Annotated in this window: 18 protein-coding genes; 2 read left to right on the forward strand and 16 right to left on the reverse strand. The window is 39.9% G+C overall.

The features are described from left to right. Positions 1-17: 17 nt before the first annotated feature. From CPT03_RS13020 to CPT03_RS23125, 15 genes are all read right to left on the reverse strand, one after another. Positions 18-893, reverse strand: a complete 876-nt coding sequence (locus CPT03_RS13020) for a cell division protein FtsQ/DivIB (RefSeq protein ID WP_099439257.1) — start codon at positions 891-893, stop codon at positions 18-20. After that, positions 886-2,241 carry a UDP-N-acetylmuramate--L-alanine ligase gene (gene murC, locus CPT03_RS13025; protein ID WP_099439258.1) on the reverse strand — a complete coding sequence of 452 codons (1,356 nt, stop codon included), beginning with the start codon at positions 2,239-2,241 and terminating at the stop codon, positions 886-888. The genes CPT03_RS13020 and murC overlap by 8 nt, the downstream gene beginning before the upstream one ends. Beyond that, complete coding sequence (gene murG, locus CPT03_RS13030; RefSeq protein ID WP_099439259.1) at positions 2,241-3,356, reverse strand: undecaprenyldiphospho-muramoylpentapeptide beta-N-acetylglucosaminyltransferase; 1,116 nt, start codon at positions 3,354-3,356, stop codon at positions 2,241-2,243. The genes murC and murG overlap by 1 nt, the downstream gene beginning before the upstream one ends. 9 nt (positions 3,357-3,365) lie before the next feature. After that, the gene (locus tag CPT03_RS13035; protein ID WP_172954178.1) at positions 3,366-4,532 is read right to left on the reverse strand and encodes an FtsW/RodA/SpoVE family cell cycle protein; all 1,167 of its coding nucleotides are present in this window, start codon (positions 4,530-4,532) and stop codon (positions 3,366-3,368) included. Between the two features lie 3 nt (positions 4,533-4,535). Next, positions 4,536-5,879 carry a UDP-N-acetylmuramoyl-L-alanine--D-glutamate ligase gene (gene murD / locus CPT03_RS13040; RefSeq protein WP_099439260.1) on the reverse strand — a complete coding sequence of 448 codons (1,344 nt, stop codon included), beginning with the start codon at positions 5,877-5,879 and terminating at the stop codon, positions 4,536-4,538. After that, positions 5,879-7,150 (reverse strand): phospho-N-acetylmuramoyl-pentapeptide-transferase, encoded by a 1,272-nt coding sequence (gene mraY, locus CPT03_RS13045; protein ID WP_099439261.1) that lies wholly within the window; start codon positions 7,148-7,150, stop codon positions 5,879-5,881. The genes murD and mraY overlap by 1 nt, the downstream gene beginning before the upstream one ends. Next, complete coding sequence (locus CPT03_RS13050) at positions 7,150-8,607, reverse strand: UDP-N-acetylmuramoyl-L-alanyl-D-glutamate--2,6-diaminopimelate ligase (protein ID WP_099439262.1); 1,458 nt, start codon at positions 8,605-8,607, stop codon at positions 7,150-7,152. Before CPT03_RS13050 ends, mraY begins: the two co-directional genes overlap by 1 nt. 1 nt (position 8,608) lies before the next feature. Further along, positions 8,609-10,705 (reverse strand): penicillin-binding protein, encoded by a 2,097-nt coding sequence (locus CPT03_RS13055; protein WP_099439263.1) that lies wholly within the window; start codon positions 10,703-10,705, stop codon positions 8,609-8,611. Next, a complete protein-coding gene (locus CPT03_RS13060) occupies positions 10,695-11,105 on the reverse strand; it encodes an FtsL-like putative cell division protein (protein WP_099439264.1) in 411 nt (136 codons plus the stop codon). The genes CPT03_RS13055 and CPT03_RS13060 overlap by 11 nt, the downstream gene beginning before the upstream one ends. Beyond that, on the reverse strand, positions 11,102-12,007 hold the full coding sequence (rsmH, locus tag CPT03_RS13065; RefSeq protein ID WP_099439265.1) for a 16S rRNA (cytosine(1402)-N(4))-methyltransferase RsmH: 906 nt from the start codon (positions 12,005-12,007) through the stop codon (positions 11,102-11,104). The genes CPT03_RS13060 and rsmH overlap by 4 nt, the downstream gene beginning before the upstream one ends. Further along, positions 11,997-12,470 (reverse strand): division/cell wall cluster transcriptional repressor MraZ, encoded by a 474-nt coding sequence (mraZ, locus tag CPT03_RS13070; RefSeq protein ID WP_068890708.1) that lies wholly within the window; start codon positions 12,468-12,470, stop codon positions 11,997-11,999. The genes rsmH and mraZ overlap by 11 nt, the downstream gene beginning before the upstream one ends. Positions 12,471-12,682: 212 nt before the next feature. Beyond that, positions 12,683-13,876, reverse strand: coding sequence for a phosphoglycerate kinase (locus CPT03_RS13075; RefSeq protein ID WP_099439266.1), 1,194 nt, complete (start codon positions 13,874-13,876; stop codon positions 12,683-12,685). 79 nt (positions 13,877-13,955) lie between these two features. Beyond that, entirely contained in the window at positions 13,956-14,948 is a 993-nt protein-coding gene (gene gap, locus CPT03_RS13080) for a type I glyceraldehyde-3-phosphate dehydrogenase (RefSeq protein ID WP_099439267.1), read from the reverse strand. A 333-nt stretch (positions 14,949-15,281) separates the two neighbouring features. Next, on the reverse strand, positions 15,282-15,557 hold the full coding sequence (locus CPT03_RS23120) for a dihydrofolate reductase family protein (protein WP_245869833.1): 276 nt from the start codon (positions 15,555-15,557) through the stop codon (positions 15,282-15,284). A gap of 15 nt (positions 15,558-15,572) precedes the next feature. Further along, entirely contained in the window at positions 15,573-15,737 is a 165-nt protein-coding gene (locus CPT03_RS23125) for a hypothetical protein (protein ID WP_245869834.1), read from the reverse strand. 519 nt (positions 15,738-16,256) lie between these two features. Between CPT03_RS23125 and CPT03_RS13090 the strand changes: the two genes are divergently transcribed. Further along, on the forward strand, positions 16,257-16,616 hold the full coding sequence (locus CPT03_RS13090) for a VOC family protein (RefSeq protein WP_099439268.1): 360 nt from the start codon (positions 16,257-16,259) through the stop codon (positions 16,614-16,616). 537 nt (positions 16,617-17,153) lie between these two features. Beyond that, positions 17,154-17,342: a hypothetical protein gene (locus tag CPT03_RS13095; protein WP_099439269.1), complete on the forward strand. Its 189-nt coding sequence runs from the start codon at positions 17,154-17,156 to the stop codon at positions 17,340-17,342. Positions 17,343-17,555: 213 nt separating this feature from the next. Here CPT03_RS13095 and CPT03_RS13100 read toward each other — a convergent pair whose 3' ends face one another. Beyond that, positions 17,556-18,014 carry an SRPBCC family protein gene (locus tag CPT03_RS13100; protein ID WP_216641547.1) on the reverse strand — a complete coding sequence of 153 codons (459 nt, stop codon included), beginning with the start codon at positions 18,012-18,014 and terminating at the stop codon, positions 17,556-17,558. Between the last annotated feature and the right edge of the window lie 150 nt (positions 18,015-18,164).

The raw sequence follows: 18,164 nt of genomic DNA on the forward strand, positions 1-18,164 counted from the left end.
TTTTTCCTGGTAACTGTTTAATTATCTTCCTTTAGTTCATCCGGCATCTCTTCCCGGGGTACCGTATCTATCGGCTTCTTCTCCAGAGTATCTAACCTCTTCCCTGTTAAAGAATCAACCATGTTCTTTTCACAAACAACCTGGTTAGTATATTTAATATTGATGGTTTTATAGGTATCCCATCCCACCTTTGGCATTGCTTTATTGTAAAAGGCGCGCAGATTTCTCATTTTAACCTCTAAAGAATCTGCAGTTCCCAAAATGATCCGCTGGTTACCCACCCTTGGTACCAACTGAATGTCATTTTTACTATCCACAACCAATTGCTCAATCTGCGCATCCCAAAGCGTGTCCTGCTTTATATAAGATGCAGTTTTATATAAGTCTTTTGCCAGTTTGGTAATTAAAGTATCTACCTTACCGCTAAAATGTTCCAGTATTTTTCCATTCGCAACCAATACGCTGGCCGTAAAATTTGGAGAAATTGGCATTTTCAATCCATTTCTGTCGATATAGAAATCCTGATCACTGGCATTTATAATCCTTAATATAGGCTGGCGCTGTTTAACATTAATATGAATAACCCCATTCATATCAGCATAAACAGTTGCAAAAGCGATGTAAGGATTAGCTTTTAATTTCTTTTCAATATCTTCCAGGTTAATCTGTTCCAGATTTTTCCCTATCAAAACCCCCTGGCTCTGTTTTAAAATCGCGTCTACTTCTTCCCTTTCAATAAAATTATCAGCCCCCGGAATTAAGATTTTAACATTGGTACAGGTCACAGTATTCTTCTTAATGCTCACAAAACTCATAAGCACTATAATTCCTGCCAGACTAACAATCCAGGCAAAACCTTTAAATACCGATCTCCAATTTATCCTCTTAAACATTTGTCAACAAGGTTTTTAGGGGTTGTATCAATGTATCTATATCACCGGCACCTACAGTTAAAAGTAACTCAGGCTGCTTGTTCTTTATGCGCGCCACAACTAAATCTTTTCCACATATCTCTTTGTCTTCCAAAGAGATCTTATCCAGCAAATACTGCGAATTTATACCCTCCAGAGGCAATTCCCTGGCCGGATAAATTTCCAGCAGTACCAAATCATCAGCAGTGCTTAAAACTTTTGCAAAATCATCTGCAAAATCACGGGTACGGGTAAACAAATGCGGCTGAAAGATTACTGTCAATTTCTTATCAGGATACAATTGTCTTACCGCATTAAAGCAAGCTCTCAATTCTTCAGGGTGGTGGGCATAATCATCTATATAAATGTGCTCCGGAGAATTTACAATGTATTCAAATCTCCTTTTAACACCCTTAAAGTTTGCTACAGCAGCTTTTATTTTATCCGGGTCAATCCCCAGCTTTAAAGCAACAGCAATTGCTGCCACAGTGTTTTCTACATTATGCTTTCCGGGCAGCATCAGGCTTATCCCTTCAATCAAATGATCCGCATCCTGATAATCAAACACGAAGCTTGCATGCTCTACTCTGATGTTTTTAGCCCTAACCTCCGAGTCCATATCCGCACTATAGCTTATTGAACCGGCAATAGGCAAGCCTTTTTTAGCAAACAGCGTTCCCTCAGGCTTTAGCTGAGCAGCAAACAATTTAAATGATTCCTGCAAATGCGATGCATCACCATAAATATCCAGATGATCCGCATCCATAGAAGTAATCACTGAAATATCCGGGTGCAAGGTCAAAAATGAACGATCATATTCATCAGCCTCTACCACCACAACATTGTTATTACCAATTAAAAAATTACTGTTATAATTGGTGGCTATTCCTCCTAAAAATGCAGTACAGCCATAACCGGTGTCAGTTAAAATATGTGCAACTACTGATGAGGTAGTGGTTTTACCATGTGTACCGGCAACAGCAATACAAAACTGCCCTTTGCTAATGATACCCAAAACCTCTGAACGTTTTTTAAGTTTAAAACCATGACCTTTAAAGTAATTCAGTATCTGCGAATTCTTAGGTATGGCAGGTGTATAAACCACCAATGTTTCTGTATCGTCCTCAGTAAAGCAATTCGGCAAAGTATCCTCATTATCCACATACGATATCAGGATGCCTTCCTGCTCAAGAGCAGTTGTAAGGTTTGTTTTCGTTTTATCATAACCGCAAACAATACACTTTCTTTTTATAAAATAACGGGCAAGGGCACTCATCCCAATTCCACCAATACCTACAAAATAAACTCTTTTTATATTGTCCAGTTCCATTATTTTAATCCCTCCCTTCCTGCTAAATTTAAAACCTGCTGCGCAATCAGGTTATCGGCATCAGGCAAAGCCATCTCCCCGATATTCTCTGCAAGTGTTTTACACCGCTCTTTATCTTTTAGCAACGATAAAGCCTCCCTAACCAGGGTATCTTCAGCAGATCGATCTGTTATCAACAGCGCTGCATTGTGTTTCACTAAAGCCATGGCATTTTTCGTCTGATGATCCTCTGCCACATTAGGCGAAGGAACAAGAATAACCGGCTTTTTAATCAAACACAATTCTGCAATAGTACCAGCTCCCGCTCTCGATATCATCAGATCTGCAGCCGCATAAGCCATATCCATCTTATTCAGAAACTCCAGAATACGCACATTTGGATGATAGTCCAAACCCAAGCGTTCAGCAATTCCCTTATAATAGAACTTACCAGTTTGCCATATCACCTGCACATCTTCTCTCAACAAATCCGGCAAATGCTTTTCAATACTTTTATTTAAAGTACCGGCACCCAGGCTACCACCTGTAACCAGTATTGTTTTCTTAAGCGGATCAAGCTTTAACAATTCTGCACCAGCATGGTGCTTGTTTAAAATATCAACAACATCTTTCCTTACCGGGTTTCCGGTTTTTAATATACGCTCGGCAGGAAAAAACTGATCCATGCCATCAAAAGCCACACAAACTTTAGCAGCCTTTTTACCCAGCCATTTATTGGTTATACCTGCATAAGAGTTTTGCTCCTGTATCAGGTAAGGAATATTTTTTAATGATGCCGCATATAGTATTGGTCCTGATGCATAACCACCAACCCCTACAACAACATCCGGTTTAAACTCAGAGATCAATTGCATGGCCTTTCTAACACTTCCAAAAAGTTTAAATGGCAGGCCAAGGTTTTTAATAATAGAACCTCTTTGGATACCACTAATATTTAAACCAACAATTTTATATCCGGCAGCAGGAACCTTTTCCATCTCCATTCTACCGGTAGCGCCAACAAACAGTATTTCGCACTCAGGCTCCATACGCTTTAGCGCATTGGCGATAGATATGGCTGGAAAAATATGTCCGCCAGTACCGCCACCCGAAATAATTACTCTTGTTGGTTCCATCTCTTTATATTATGCCATTGCAGGTATTTCGCCTACAATTACTTTCTTACTACTATTCTCTTCCACGTCTTTACTTACACTCAATATTATTCCAAATGCAATACTTGTAAATAACAGAGAGGTACCACCCATACTTACCAATGGCAAAGGCACACCCGTAACCGGGCCCAAACCAACTGCAACAGCCATATTTGCAAAGGCCTGTATGGTTAAACTAAAACTTAAACCTGCCGCCAGCAATGCCCCAAATGCTTTTGGCGCCCGGGTTACAATCTTTATACACCTATATAGCAGTACCAGATAAAGCGACATTACAATTATCCCCCCTATAGTTCCATACTCTTCAATGATCATGGCAAATACAAAATCAGAATACGGGTGCGGCAAAAAGTTCTTTTCAATACTATTTCCGGGTCCTTTACCAAAAACCCCACCAGAAGCCAAAGCAATCTTTGAGTGGTCAGACTGAAATGTCTTATCAGAATTCTGACGCTCCGGATGCATATAAGTTTCAATACGCGATTTGTACACTTCCCTACGTGGACCTAAAAAGGCTACAAAAAGTAAAAGCACAAAACCACCGGCACACACCATCATGATCTGCTTAATACTAATCCGACCTATAATCAACAGTAAGATACTCACACCAAAAAGCATTAAAGCTGTCGACATATTTGCCCATGCAATCAACACAAACACCACACAAACAGAACCCATAATTGGGATAAATGCTTCTTTAACATCTTTAATATTCTCCTGTTTACGCGTCAGCATCCTTGCTAAAAATGTAATTAAAGCCAGTTTAGCCAAATCCGAAGTCTGAAATGTTAAACCGATCAACGGTATTTTAACCCACCTGGAAGCATCATTTACGTTAGCTCCAAAAATCAGCGTATACACCAGCAATGGTATGGTAATCACCATCAGCACTTTTGAAATCCCGGCATAGTATCTGTAATCCAAAAGATGCGCTATATAAATCATCGCAATCCCTATCAGCACAAATATCACGTGTTTGGTAAGCAATAATTTTTCAACTCCTACACCGCGCTTAAATGCCAGGGTACTGGTAGAACTGTATACTACCAAAACCGAAATAAGCGACAACAAAATGATGATCAGCCAAATCCAGCGATCTCCTTTTGTTTTGTCCAGAATTTTGTTTATTGCAACCATAACTTATAATTCTTTAACAGCAGTCTTAAATTGATTACCTCTGTCTTCGTAATTTTTAAACAAATCAAAGCTTGCACATGCCGGCGATAATAATACTGTATCACCTTTTTTAGCCAGATGATAAGCCACCTGTACCGCTTCATGAGCAGAAAAAGTATTCACTATAATCTCCACATCCTCTTCAAAAGCTTCATGAATACGCTTATTATCTTTACCTAAGCATATAATAGCTTTCACCTTCTGGTGCACCATATCCTTAAGCATAGTATAATCATTACCCTTATCAACGCCACCCATAATCAGAATCACGTCGGTCCCTACACTTTCTAAAGCATACCAGGTCGAATTCACATTGGTGGCTTTAGAATCGTTGATGTAATCTACACCCGAAATCTTTGCCACATGTTCCAGCCTGTGTTCAATATTCTTAAAATCTCCCATACTCTCGCGGATGGAAGTATTGCGAATGTCTAATACTTTGGCCACTATGCCCGAAGCCATAGAGTTGTAAATATTATGCTTGCCCTGAAGGGCTAACTCTGAAATAGACATGGTTAATTCGTCGTTTAGGTGTATATTTATGTGTATGATATTGCTTTCCAGGTATGCGCCGCTCTCCATCTTTTTACGAATAGAGAAGGGATACATTTTTGAACTTACGTTCGTTGTTTTTAAAACTTTTAAAGTTTCGGGGTCATCAGCGCAGTAAATGAAAACATCATCAGCTGTCTGATTTTGGGTTATCCGCATTTTCGATGCAGCATAATTCCCAAGTTTATAATCGTACCTATCCAAATGGTCAGGTGTAATATTCAATAGTACGGCTATATCAGCCTTAAACTCATGCATGTCATCCAGCATAAAGCTCGAAAGTTCCAGCACATACCAGTCGTATTCAGCTGTTGCTACCAGTGCGGCAAAGCTATGCCCAATATTTCCGCCAAGGCCAACATTAAATCCTGCTTTCTTTAAAGCATGGTAGGTAAGCATAGTGGTGGTTGTTTTACCGTTCGATCCGGTAATACATATTGTTTTCGCATTGGTATACCTTTTTGCAAATTCAATTTCCGAAACCACCGGAATCCCTTTTTTCTTAATGTCTTTTATAATCGGGGCCTTATCAGGTATTCCCGGACTTTTTATCACTTCTACTGCGCTCAATATTTTTTCGACAGTATGTTGTTTCTCTTCAAAGTCAACCCGCAATTCCTCTAAAATCTCTTTATACTGCGTGGCTATAGCCCCAAAGTCCGACACAAAAACATCAAAACCCTGTTTCTGCGCCAGCATTGCTGCTCCAACCCCACTTTCTCCTGCACCAAGAATTACAATTCTACCCTTTTCCATTACCGCAGTTTTAAAGTGATGATAGTGATGATAGCCAGTAAGATTCCGATAATCCAAAACCGCGTTACGATTTTAGCCTCATGGTATCCTTTTTTCTGATAATGATGGTGTAAAGGCGACATCAGGAAAATCCTTCTGCCTTCGCCAAACCGTCTCTTTGTATATTTAAAATAACTTACCTGGATAATTACAGATAAATTCTCTATCAAAAAGACCCCGCATAAAATCGGAATCAACAATTCTTTTCTAATCATAATGGCAAAAGCCGCAATGATACCGCCAATGGCCAAACTTCCCGTATCCCCCATAAATACCTGGGCCGGATAAGAGTTGTACCATAAAAAACCTACACAAGCACCCACAAAAGCACCCGCAAAAATCATCAGCTCACCCGAATTAGGGATATACATAATGTTCAGGTAATCTGCAATCACCGTATTACCTGACACATAGGCCAATAATCCCAGTGTTAAACCAATAATGGCCGAAGTACCCGTAGCCAACCCATCAATACCATCCGTAATATTGGCTCCGTTTGATACTGCAGTTACTATAATAACCACAAATACCAGGAAAACCATTACCGCATATTTCTCATAGCCAGGGCCTAAAAACTTAAGCACTTTGGCGTAATCGAACTCGTTATTTTTGTAGAAAGGAACATTGGTCAGGGTCGATTTCACATCCTGAGTATAATAAAAGCTCTCCCCTTTTTGTCTCAAAACCATTGGTGCAGTAGTCTTTGCAGCTATGCCGGCAGTTACCTTAGCATTTGCACCCTCATCAACAGTTTGCCTTACTACAATATTCGGGTTAAAGTACATCGTCCAGCCAATAATAAGCGCCAGTCCAACCTGTCCAACAATCTTAAAGCGTCCGGCTAATCCTTCCTTATTTTTTCTAAAAACCTTAATGTAATCGTCAACAAAGCCAATAACCCCCATCCAAACGGTGGTTACAATCATTAAAATCACATAAATATTGGTCAGGTTGGCAAACAATAATGTAGGTACCAAAATACCCAGCAAAATAATAATCCCCCCCATAGTAGGCGTACCCTGTTTTTGCATCTGGCCTTCTAAACCAAGGTTCCTCACAGTTTCACCTACCTGCATCTTTTGCAGATAATTGATCAGCCTTCTGCCATACACAGTAGTAATGATCAGCGAAATAATTACAGCCAAAGAGGTACGGAAGGTGATGTATTGAAACAACCGCAAGCCGGGGAACTCATAGTTCTGATTTAGATACTCGAATAAATAATACAACATTAGCTGATCAAATTAAATTGTTCCACCAATACCTCTTTATCATCAAAATGATGTCTTACACCATTTATTTCCTGATATTTTTCATGCCCCTTACCTGCCAGTAAAATAATATCACCGGGTTTAGCCAAATGACAGGCAGTTTTAATTGCCTCTTTCCTGTCCACTATACTTAATGTTTTTCTTTTATTTGTTGGCGAAACACCCTTTTCCATATCCTCTATTATCGTTTGCGGGTTTTCCGTTCTCGGGTTATCCGAAGTTAAAATCACTTTATCGCTCCAGTCGCAAGCAACCTGCGCCATTACAGGGCGTTTAGCTTTATCCCTGTCGCCGCCACAGCCAATTACTGTAATCACCTGTTCAGTACCTTTTCTTATATTCTGTATGGTATTCAAAACATTCTGAACAGCATCAGGAGTGTGCGCGTAGTCAATTATTCCAATGATATTCTGAGGCGAAACCACATACTCAAACCTACCCTCGGCACCTGTTAACCTACTTAATACTGTAAGTACCGAAAGCTGATCCTGTTCAAGCAACATAGCAGTACCGTATACCGCAAGTAAATTGTAAGCATTAAAAGAACCTACCAGTTTAAAAAATACATCGGCCCCGTCAATATCCAGGTGCAAACCGTTAAAGCTGTTTTCAATAACCTTAGCGTTAAAGTCAGCAAGCTGTTTAAGGGCATAGGTTTTTTTCGAAGCTTTAGTATTCTGCAGCATTACCATTCCGTTTTTATCATCAACATTGGTTAATGCAAAAGCCGATTTTGGCAGGCCGTCAAAAAAAGCCTTTTTCGCTTTAATATAATTATCAAAGGTTACATGAAAATCTAAATGGTCATGTGTGATATTAGAAAACACCCCCCCTGAAAAACTTAGGCCTTCAATTCTATGCTGCACCACCGCATGAGAACTAACCTCCATAAAACAATAGCTACAATCGGCAGCCACCATATCCTGTAAAAGACTATTTAAAGCCAAAGGATTTGGCGTAGTATGCGTAGCAGGAATCACCTGATCGTTAATATGATTCTCAACTGTCGAGATCAAACCAACCTTATAACCAAGCTCCCTGAATAATTTAAATAATAAAGTAGCAATAGTAGTTTTACCATTGGTACCAGTAATACCAATTAGCTGTAGTTTAGCAGAAGGATTTCCATTAAAATTAGAAGCCATAATCCCCAACGCAGCCGCACTGTTTTCAACCTCTATATAAGTTACCTGCTCATCTCGAACTGCAGGTATTACTTCGCAAACAATAACACTTGCGCCTGCTTCAATAGTAGCAGGGATAAAGGCATGCCCGTCAGACAAAGTACCCTTAATTGCAAAAAACACAACATCCTTAGCAACCAGACGCGAATCAAACACCAAAGCGCTAACCTCCCTGCTGGTTACCCCAACCAGGTTTGTTATTGCTACCCCATATAAAACTTCCTGCAACTGCATCTTATTGTAATTCAAGTTGAACTAATAATCCTCTTCCAATTCTGTTTCCGGCAGGTATAGATTGTGCTACAACCTTACCACCACCTTTTACCCTGGTTTTTAATCCCGCATTACCCAACAGGTATAATGCATCTTTTAAACCCATTCCCTTCACATCAGGCATTACCCCTTTTACCGTAGCAAGCTCTTCGTAAGGAACCCCATTATTGGTATCAATACCACTTACAGATTTATCTGCATAAAGCGCTTTAATACCTAATGATTTATAAATCTTTTTAACCGCTTTACTCTCACCCGCTTTCGCTTCAGGAGCTTTTGTATTGCCTACCAGATGATTTGGAATATCATTGTACATTTCCATATCACTGGCATAAATGCGATCAGCAATTTCTTTAAATACCGGCCCAGCAACCGCAGCACCATAGTAACCGTTTTTAGGCCCGTTAATGGCTACCATAATAGAATACTTAGGTTTATCAGCAGGGAAATAACCACAAAAAGAAGCCTGATAGCTCTTTTTAGCCTTATACCCCCTGTTCCCATCAGCAACCTGGGCAGTACCTGTTTTACCCGCTACCCTGTATAATGGCGATCCCATCAGCTTACCAGTACCTTTAGTAACTACCGATTCCAGCATAGCCTGCAATTTTTTAACTGTCTTTTCAGAACAAACCCTATCCGAAATCACCCTTGCACTAAACTGCTGAATCGGGTTTCCCAGCCTACGGATTTCCTTAACAAAAATTGGCGCGATATACTTACCATCATTGGCAATGGCATTGTAAAAAGTCAGCATTTGCAAAGGCGTAATCTGCATTTCATAACCATATGCCATTTGTGGCAGTGTCATATTTTTATTCCAACTTTTAAACGAAGGATTCTTAATCACCGGCTTGGTTTCACCCGGTATCTGCAACCCAAGCCTTTCATTCATATGAATATCATACAAATGATCGGTAAACTGCGATGGATTATCCTGATAAGCCGCATTAACCAGCTTGGCTACCGCAGTATTTGCCGATTGCTCAAAAGCCTTCATTACGGTAACCGTTCCAATACCACCATGCGAATCTTTAATCGTATGGCCCGGTATCCTGTAAGTTCCGTCTCCAGTAGCCACCATTGTATTGGTATCCACTTTATTATCTTCCAGAAGTGCCATATAAGAAGCCAGCTTAAAGGTCGATCCAGGATCCTGGCTACCACCAATAGCATAATTAAATTTCTCTTCGTAAACCCCTTCTTTAACCCTTGTATAATTGGCAACTGCCCTCACCTCACCTGTAGTCACCTCCATCAGTATTACAGTTCCGTGGTCAGCATCACTAATCTTCAACTGCTTTTCCAACGCACTTTGCGCCAGGTCCTGCATATTAATATCAATGGTCGATATAATATCTGCACCCTCTTTAGGCGCTACCTCAGCCTCATCATTAACAGGCATCCAAACACCGCCAGATATTCTCTGAACCAGTCTTTTTCCGCTTTCGCCATTAATATATTCACCGTATGCGCCCTCTAAACCAACCCCATTGGCAACATTTTCATTTTTATAGCCAATAGTCCTTGCAGCAAGATATTTAAACGGTTTTATTCTTTTATTTTGCTGAACAGCAATTAAGCCACCCGTGTATTTTCCTACATTATATAAAGGAAAAGTCCTGATCTCTTTAAGTTCCTGATAACCAACTTTACGCTTAATCAATAAATAACGTGCACTGTCACGTCTGGCAGTACGTAAGTACCTTGAGTATTCCTTAGGCGTTTTATCTTTAAAGAATTGCGATAGCCTCAATGCCAACGAATCAACCTTACCATCAAACACTTCATTATCAGCAATACCACCGGCATACATATCCATACGGAGCTCATACTCAGGAATAGAAGTTGCAAGCAAGCTTCCATCGTTTGAGTAGATATTTCCACGTGCTGCTTCCACATTGATATACTTTGTAGAGAGACTATCGGCCATGGCACGCCATTTATGTCCCTCCACAAACTGTACATCGCAAAGTCTGATCAGTACTGCCACGGCAAACAGTACAATCAGTCCGAAAGACAGATAAACACGTAATAATATGTTAGCTCTAATATTCATTACTGCTTATTACAATTTTTTTTGGTGGCTCTGTTAATTCTTTTATTCCCAGTGTATCCACTTTTTTTGCAACTTCTGTTAGTTTACTTTTAAACATCAAATCAGCCTTAAGCGATTTGTATTCCCAGCTCATCTCTTTTACTTCCTTACTTAACTGATCTATATTCCTGATGTTCTTGATGGCCATATGGCTATTCGCGATATACAGCATTCCCAAAACCGACAGAAATATCAAAAACGGCAACATCTCTGTTGCAGCTTCCTTACTCACTACCCCTTCAGTAAATAACTTTTTAAAGAACTGATTTTCAGATGCAGGCTCTTTTTTCTTGATCCTGATATCCAATTCTTCGTCTTCTTCCGGCTCCTCGTCTATATGTTCCCTAAACCTGTTATTCATAACTTCTCTCCAATCCTTAATTTCGCACTTCTGGATCTGCTGTTACGTTCCAGTTCAGCTTCATCAGCCATTACAGCTTTCCTTGTTATTAGTTTAAAAGGCTTTTGTTCGTTACCAAAAAAGTCTTTATCAACCTCACCTTTAAACTTTCCTTTGGCGAGGTAATTCTTTACCGGCCGGTCTTCCAAAGAATGGTAAGACATCACCACCAGACGTCCCCCACTCTTTAGCACATCAGCAGTCTGTACCAGAAAATTTTCCAGCACATCTATCTCGGCATTCACCTCGATGCGCAGGGCCTGAAAAACCTGCGCCATATATTTATTTTCTTTTCCCTTTGGAATGTGTGCCGCAACTGCTTTTTTAAAATCAGCCAGGGTTGCTATCGGGCGCTCTATACGGCCGGTCACTACAGCTTTAGCCAGCGACTTTGCATTTTTAACCTCACCATAAATACCAAATATGCGGTGCAGCTTTTCTTCAGTATAAGTATTCAGTACTTCCGCAGCAGTAAGCTTACCCTGCTTATCCATTCGCATATCCAATGCAGAATCAAACCTGGTCGAGAATCCTCTTTCCGGCTCATTAAACTGATGAGAAGAGACACCAAGGTCAGCCAAAATGCCATCAACAGCTTTAAAGCCCAGCAGGCGAAGGTTATTTTTAAGGAATGCGAAATTCTGATCTACAAAGTGAAAGCGCGGATCATCTATCTTATTTCTCTGCGCATCCGGATCCTGATCAAAAGCAATCAGCACACCATCTTTATCCAAATGTTTAAGGATCTCTCTTGAGTGACCACCACCGCCAAAAGTTACATCAACATAAACACCGTTAGGTTTAATATTTAAACCATCAATACACTCCTGCAACAAAACCGGAACATGGTAATTATTTTCCATCTTCCCTCCTGTTCTTATCCCCCATCACTTCGGCAGCAAGCAGCGCAAAGTCAGCAGGATCTTTATCAAATAATGCTTCGTATGATTTTTTAGACCAAACCTCAATCTTATCGAACTGACAAGCCAGTACCAGTTCAGTATTAATTTCAATACCTACCGATTCCAGTAATGAGTTGGGCAAATTAACCCTGCCAGTTGCATCCAGTGTCAATTCTGTAGCACCGCGGGTAAATAATCTTATAAATTCTCTGTTTTTTTGTTCGTACGGATTCAGCTTACTCAAGTCCTCCACAATCTTTTCCCATACTTTTTTAGGATAGATCACCAGGTGCTTCTCAAAACCCCTGTTAATCACAAGTCCCTCTTGCTCAACATTAGGCAATTGCTTTTTCAGGCTCGAAGGGACCATCAAGCGGCCTTTCGCGTCTAATTTACAATCAAATTCTCCTAATAACTGAACCATTATAATATGTGCACTTTTTATGTAGTGTAAAAATAAGTACTTCTACCACTTTTTACCACATTCTACCACAAAAAGTTTTCCACATATTAAATCTCTACCACTTTCCCCCATTTTTACTATAAAAAGGCCATAAATCACGGTGGGAGGAAGTGGTAAACAAAACAGGCGTTTCGCAAAAACGAAACGCCTGTCCTTAAAATTAGTCAGGTATACTAGTCATTTATAGCTTTTACACCCGGCAATTCTTTACCTTCCATATATTCAAGCAATGCTCCACCACCGGTAGATACGTAGCTTACCTCATCTTCTAAATTAAACTTGGCAATTGCAGCAGCCGAATCACCACCACCAATTAAAGAGAAGGCACCGTTTTCTTTAGTTGCCGCAACAACTGCATCAGCAATTGCGCGTGTACCCACCTCAAAACTGGTCATTTCAAAAACACCCATCGGGCCATTCCACAATAATGTTTTAGAGTCTTTAATAATACCGGCAAACAATTCAGCAGTTTTAGGGCCAATATCTAATCCCATCCAGTCAGCAGGAATTTGTCCGGCATCAACATTACCTTTTTCTGCATCATTGTCAAATTTATCAGCAATTACAGTATCAACAGGCAACACTAAATTTACACCTTTAGCTTTAGCTTTCTCCAGTAGCTCCAGGCAAAGCTCCATTCTATCAGCTTCTAATAAAGAAGTACCAATTTCGCCACCTTGTGCTTTAGCAAAAGTATAAGCCATACCACCACCAATAATCAGGTTGTCAACTTTATCAAGTAAACTTTCAATCAATAAAATCTTGTCCGATACCTTTGCACCACCCATAATAGCAGTAAAAGGTTTAGCAGCACCATGATTTACTTTTTCAGCATTCTTCAATTCTTCAGCCATCAAATAACCAAAGTATTTAGCATCAGGGAAAAACTCAGCAACAATAGCAGTTGATGCATGTGCACGGTGTGCAGTACCAAAAGCATCATTTACATATACATTTCCAAGTTTCGCTAACTTTTCAGCAAAAGCTTTATCGCCTTTTTCCTCTTCCTTGTAAAAGCGCAGGTTTTCTAACAAAAGCACTTGTCCCGGCATCAGGTTTTTAGCTTTTTCAACCGCTTCAGCACCAATACAATCATTGGCAAATTTCACTTCAAGGTCCAGCATTCTCGAAAGATCACCTAAAATGTGCTTCAAAGAATTTTTATCATCCGGACCATCTTTTGGTCTGCCCAGGTGAGACATTAGAATAACACTACCACCATCATTTAATATTTTATTGATTGTAGGTAGCGCCGCACGCATTCTTTTATCATCAGTAATATTAAAATCTTTATCCAAAGGGACGTTAAAGTCAACTCTGACTAAAGCTTTCTTATCTGCAAAGTTGCATTGATCTATTGTTCTCATTTTTTAAATTATTGTTTTCGTATTGGTTGGTTCTAAATTTTACGCCGAACTTTTTGCGTCGCGCCAAATATAAGAAGCATTAATTACTCTTTATAATTTTTTGCACCACATCTACCAAACGTGCAGAGTACCCCGATTCATTATCATACCAGCCAACAACCTTTACCAGATCGCCCACTATAGAAGTAAGCTGACTATCAAAGATGCACGAATGTGGATTGTCTAAAATATCAACGGAAACTATCGGGTCTTCAGTATACTCTATTATATCGCGCATCTCATTTTCCGAAGCTTTTTTAAAGGCCACATTAATCTCTTCAATGGTTGTTTCCTTTTTAAGAATACAGGTAAAATCAGTTAAAGAGCCGTTTAATACCGGCACCCTGATCCCCGCACCCCCCAGTTTACCATCCAGATGAGGGAATATATTGGTAATTGCTTTTGCAGCGCCTGTGCTGGTTGGGATAATAGAAGCCGATGCCGCCCTTGCCCTGCGTAAGTCTTTATGCGGTGCATCGTGTAAGTTCTGGTCGCCGGTCATAGAGTGTACAGTGGTGATGTAACCATCCAGAATACCCCAGTTATCGTCCAGTATTTTAACCATCGGTGCCACGTTATTGGTGGTACAGGAAGCGTTCGAAAGCACCGGTGCTTTCAGGTTTACCTCAGCATCATTTACACCAAGCACTACCATTTCAACCCCCTTATCACCACATGGTGCTGATATCAACACCTGCCTGGCACCTGCTATCAAATGAAGGTCGGCTCCTGCCTTACTGGCAAACTTGCCTGTCGACTCCAATACCAGGTCAATCCCCAGATCGGCCCACGGCAGTTTTCCCGGGTCAGGCTCAGCATATACAAGAATTTTCTTTCCATTAATGATCAAACCATCATTCTCAAATTTCACTGTACCCTTAAAACCTCTGTGTACAGTATCATACTTAAAAAGGTGGGCCAAAGCAGCCGGATCTCCCAGATCATTGATGGCAACAACGTTGATGTTTTTTTCGATAGCAGTACGCAGAAAGATGCGTCCAATCCTACCAAAACCATTAATTGCGATGTTCATTTTACTCGTTTTGTTCTGGAGGCAAAAGTACCTATATTCTTATTAGCACTGGTAAAATTTTAAACGGGTTTATTAAAAATTACGCAGACATTATTGTTCGTCTCTTACGCCAGTCATCCCATCTTCTCTACTCCCTCAGTCAACTCTCCTATCGTAGAGATGACCATAGTCCCCAACAATCACTAAAGTGACAGTTAATTTAGCAGTGGCTTATTCCAGATTTAGCAAGCTATGAGCATACCCAAAAAAATGCCCATGAATACCCATAAGTACAGATTCTTCTTCACACTTGAGGGTAAGCTAATTTGTTACTCAGGCTACTCAAGCCAAAGATCATTTCTTCAGTATTCCGAGGTGTTTATTGGTGTTAATGAGCAAACCTGTAGGTGTAGCCTTAGAGTCGACAAAAGCAAGTTCCCGGCCATCAATACTATCCGACAATAAACGTTTACCCTTGCCAAGCAAAACCGCATAGATAATGAGTATAACCTCATGGGCCAATCCATTGTCAAGCAATAGGGACGTTAGCGTTGAACTTCCCACAACGATCAAGTCTGGTCCCTCAGTTGATTTAAGATCACGAATTGCATCTACAACATCCCCACTCAAATCTTTTACCGGCCCTCATACCAGGCTATCAGGTCTGTGGTTTGCAATATATTTAGTTGCAGCATTTATAGCATTTGCCATTGGGAAATCGCCGGCATTAGGCCAAAAGCCACTAAATATATCGTAGGTTTTACGGGCAAGCAGCAGGTCAAAGCTTGGCCCGTATCCATCAAACAGCATTGCCGCCCCGACAGAACTTCTGTAAGGCGTAGTTCAAGCGCCATAAGTATAGTCTCCATCGTATTCTATCACCCCATCCAAGATGTGTTCGAAAATTCTAATCTTTCTCATTTAGTTATTAGTTTAATTATTACCCAAATTTAAACAAGACGAGAAGCAAGAGTGAGGTGCAATCGTGACAATATAAGGGGGATTTGTCCTTATAATTTTTCATTAACCACTTACTACTTCAATAGTTAGCAAACTACCAAGAGAACCATGCAACTGAATTAACGCTCTGGTCATATGATTTTCAACATATTAAGGAAATATTAACAAATTAAACAGCAAATATTTTATCAGGTTGTTCTGCGTAGCTGATGCATACCTTCTGCGGAGTAAATGTGGAAACAAGGTGCTTTTTCACAGAAGGTACGTTTTAGGTACGCAAAAGACACACACATGGTGTGTTCGAAAAGTAAACAGTTGCATTAATGCCTGCAATAAACTTATATTTATATAACTTAAAAATCAATAACAATGGCGTCACGTATATCAGGCATCGGCGGTATTTTTTTCCGCTCTAAAAACCAGGAAGCACTTGCAGATTGGTACGAGAAACATTTCGGCATTAACTCTATGAAAACCGGATATATCTGGAATCAGGAAGCCGGACCCACTGTATTTTCTCCTTTTGCTCAAAACACAGATTATTTCGGCAATGACCATCAGCAGTTTATGCTCAATTTCCGCGTAAATAATCTCAACGAATTGCTAGCCGAACTTAGAAAAGAAGGCGTAACAATCGATGACAAAACTCAAGATGAGAGCTATGGCAAATTTGCCTGGGTTTATGATCCCGAAGGAAATAAAATTGAACTCTGGGAGCCGGTTCCATAGTACTATAGCTTAAAATGGCCTTCATATACGAAGTTGTCATTTTTCAATAGCGCTTCTTCTACTAGAGCTTCAAACGTATGGAAAAAAGTTCTGCTTGCTTCTCCATAAAAAGTTTATCAACATCAAAAACTTTATAATTGGTTCTGATTTCATCTGGGAGATAAACAGACCCAACAGTCGACTTTCCTGCTCTATTTAAATCAGTAATAATGTAAAGCGTAGACAAAATTATATCAAACTATATTCTAACCTGACTAAGTCAGCCTCATATGCATCCAATACTTTAACAGTCATAAAGGAACGTGCGTCTGCAGATACAGGGACGATTTGAATGCTATGATCAGGAGACTCAAGATAGGATTGTTTACTTGGTAAATCCTTTAGAATTAATTACAAAAGGTATTCCAGCGCTAGCTTACTGTCTATCAACCTCTTTACAGCAGTCGTGCCTATTCTTTCTATAATATACGAATTTTCGTGCATAACCTACCGATTTTTCATCAACCACCTGACCATTTGATATACAATCCATAGCTAATGAACCACAAATGCTTTGCAAACGCCACCCAAAGGATCTTTATAATTCTGCTTTTATTTGCCCCTTACCTCTCTTTCAGTCAGCAAAACGACTCAACTGGGCTAGATCAGTTTATTGAAAAACAGGTAGCTGATTACAAAATCCCTGGCCTTGCCATTGGCATAATCAGGGACCATAAAGCATGGTAAGCCTTTCCTCGAGTTACTTCCCACAAAAGAACTTTTTTCAGGTTTCTTATACAACATTGATCCGGACCGGTTCAAGATTATTTTTAATGACCCTTTTGTGCCGGAAGGCGAAGTGGTTTTTATAAAGGATACCAATAAAAAAATAACAGGATTTAAGTTAAATATTGATTCTAATGACTTCCTTTTTAGTGACCTGGACTTTGACAGGCTCCCTTAACTTTTCGCAAACTTATCTGCTATTAAATTCAAATTAATGCCATGTTCAAGGTAGGCTTTTAACCCGTCTACTACTGTAGTAAAGCCTCCGCTTGCTCCATTGATCTCTGCAAGCAGCTCATCACCAGTGGTTTTAAAGTCATACTGCGAAATAGTAACATAGGTAGTACCCTCACTCAGTGCCTCAAATTCAAAATCAACAGGTGTACCGTATTCATCCCATTCAATGGCTATTTTTTTATTTGGTACAATCTCTTTGACCAGTACTGAACTGGAAACATTATACATTTCCCATTCCCATTTAACTGTTTTTCCTACTTCAAGGCGATCGCTCCCTTTGGTAAACCAGAAATGCTTAGTGATTTGCGGGTCAATAAATGCCTCAAAAACAACTGCCACCGGCCTTCTGATTAACATTTGTGCTTGCACGCCTGGTGTTTTACCTGCTTTTTCCATAATAATGATGTTTTATACTAGTTGCATGCATTATTTACCCAAAGAATGATAGCATTTAAAATGCAAATTAAACAAGTCCCTCATCATGTAAACGCTCAATTACAGCCTTTAAATTAACAGTAGTATGCTCACTTTTTTAAATAAATCTCT

The sequence above is a fragment of the Pedobacter ginsengisoli genome (assembly GCF_002736205.1).
Lineage (GTDB): Bacteria > Bacteroidota > Bacteroidia > Sphingobacteriales > Sphingobacteriaceae > Pedobacter > Pedobacter ginsengisoli_A.

Excerpts from the sequence above, each read along its gene's own strand:
- murG (WP_099439259.1), bottom strand. The coding sequence starts at position 3,356 with ATGGAACCAACAAGAGTAATTATTTCGGGTGGCGGTACTGGCGGACAT.
- mraY (WP_099439261.1), bottom strand. The coding sequence starts at position 7,150 with ATGTTGTATTATTTATTCGAGTATCTAAATCAGAACTATGAGTTCCCC.
- CPT03_RS23125 (WP_245869834.1), bottom strand. The coding sequence starts at position 15,737 with ATGCTGTTTGATGGATACGGGCCAAGCTTTGACCTGCTGCTTGCCCGT.
- CPT03_RS13035 (WP_172954178.1), bottom strand. The coding sequence starts at position 4,532 with ATGGTTGCAATAAACAAAATTCTGGACAAAACAAAAGGAGATCGCTGG.
- CPT03_RS13095 (WP_099439269.1), top strand. The coding sequence starts at position 17,154 with ATGAACCACAAATGCTTTGCAAACGCCACCCAAAGGATCTTTATAATT.
- CPT03_RS13075 (WP_099439266.1), bottom strand. The coding sequence starts at position 13,876 with ATGAGAACAATAGATCAATGCAACTTTGCAGATAAGAAAGCTTTAGTC.
- CPT03_RS13060 (WP_099439264.1), bottom strand. The coding sequence starts at position 11,105 with ATGAATAACAGGTTTAGGGAACATATAGACGAGGAGCCGGAAGAAGAC.
- murC (WP_099439258.1), bottom strand. The coding sequence starts at position 2,241 with ATGGAACTGGACAATATAAAAAGAGTTTATTTTGTAGGTATTGGTGGA.
- rsmH (WP_099439265.1), bottom strand. The coding sequence starts at position 12,007 with ATGGAAAATAATTACCATGTTCCGGTTTTGTTGCAGGAGTGTATTGAT.
- gap (WP_099439267.1), bottom strand. The coding sequence starts at position 14,948 with ATGAACATCGCAATTAATGGTTTTGGTAGGATTGGACGCATCTTTCTG.
- CPT03_RS13100 (WP_216641547.1), bottom strand. The coding sequence starts at position 18,014 with ATGGAAAAAGCAGGTAAAACACCAGGCGTGCAAGCACAAATGTTAATC.
- mraZ (WP_068890708.1), bottom strand. The coding sequence starts at position 12,470 with ATGGTTCAGTTATTAGGAGAATTTGATTGTAAATTAGACGCGAAAGGC.
- CPT03_RS13055 (WP_099439263.1), bottom strand. The coding sequence starts at position 10,705 with ATGAATATTAGAGCTAACATATTATTACGTGTTTATCTGTCTTTCGGA.
- CPT03_RS13020 (WP_099439257.1), bottom strand. The coding sequence starts at position 893 with ATGTTTAAGAGGATAAATTGGAGATCGGTATTTAAAGGTTTTGCCTGG.
- CPT03_RS13090 (WP_099439268.1), top strand. The coding sequence starts at position 16,257 with ATGGCGTCACGTATATCAGGCATCGGCGGTATTTTTTTCCGCTCTAAA.
- murD (WP_099439260.1), bottom strand. The coding sequence starts at position 5,879 with ATGGAAAAGGGTAGAATTGTAATTCTTGGTGCAGGAGAAAGTGGGGTT.
- CPT03_RS13050 (WP_099439262.1), bottom strand. The coding sequence starts at position 8,607 with ATGCAGTTGCAGGAAGTTTTATATGGGGTAGCAATAACAAACCTGGTT.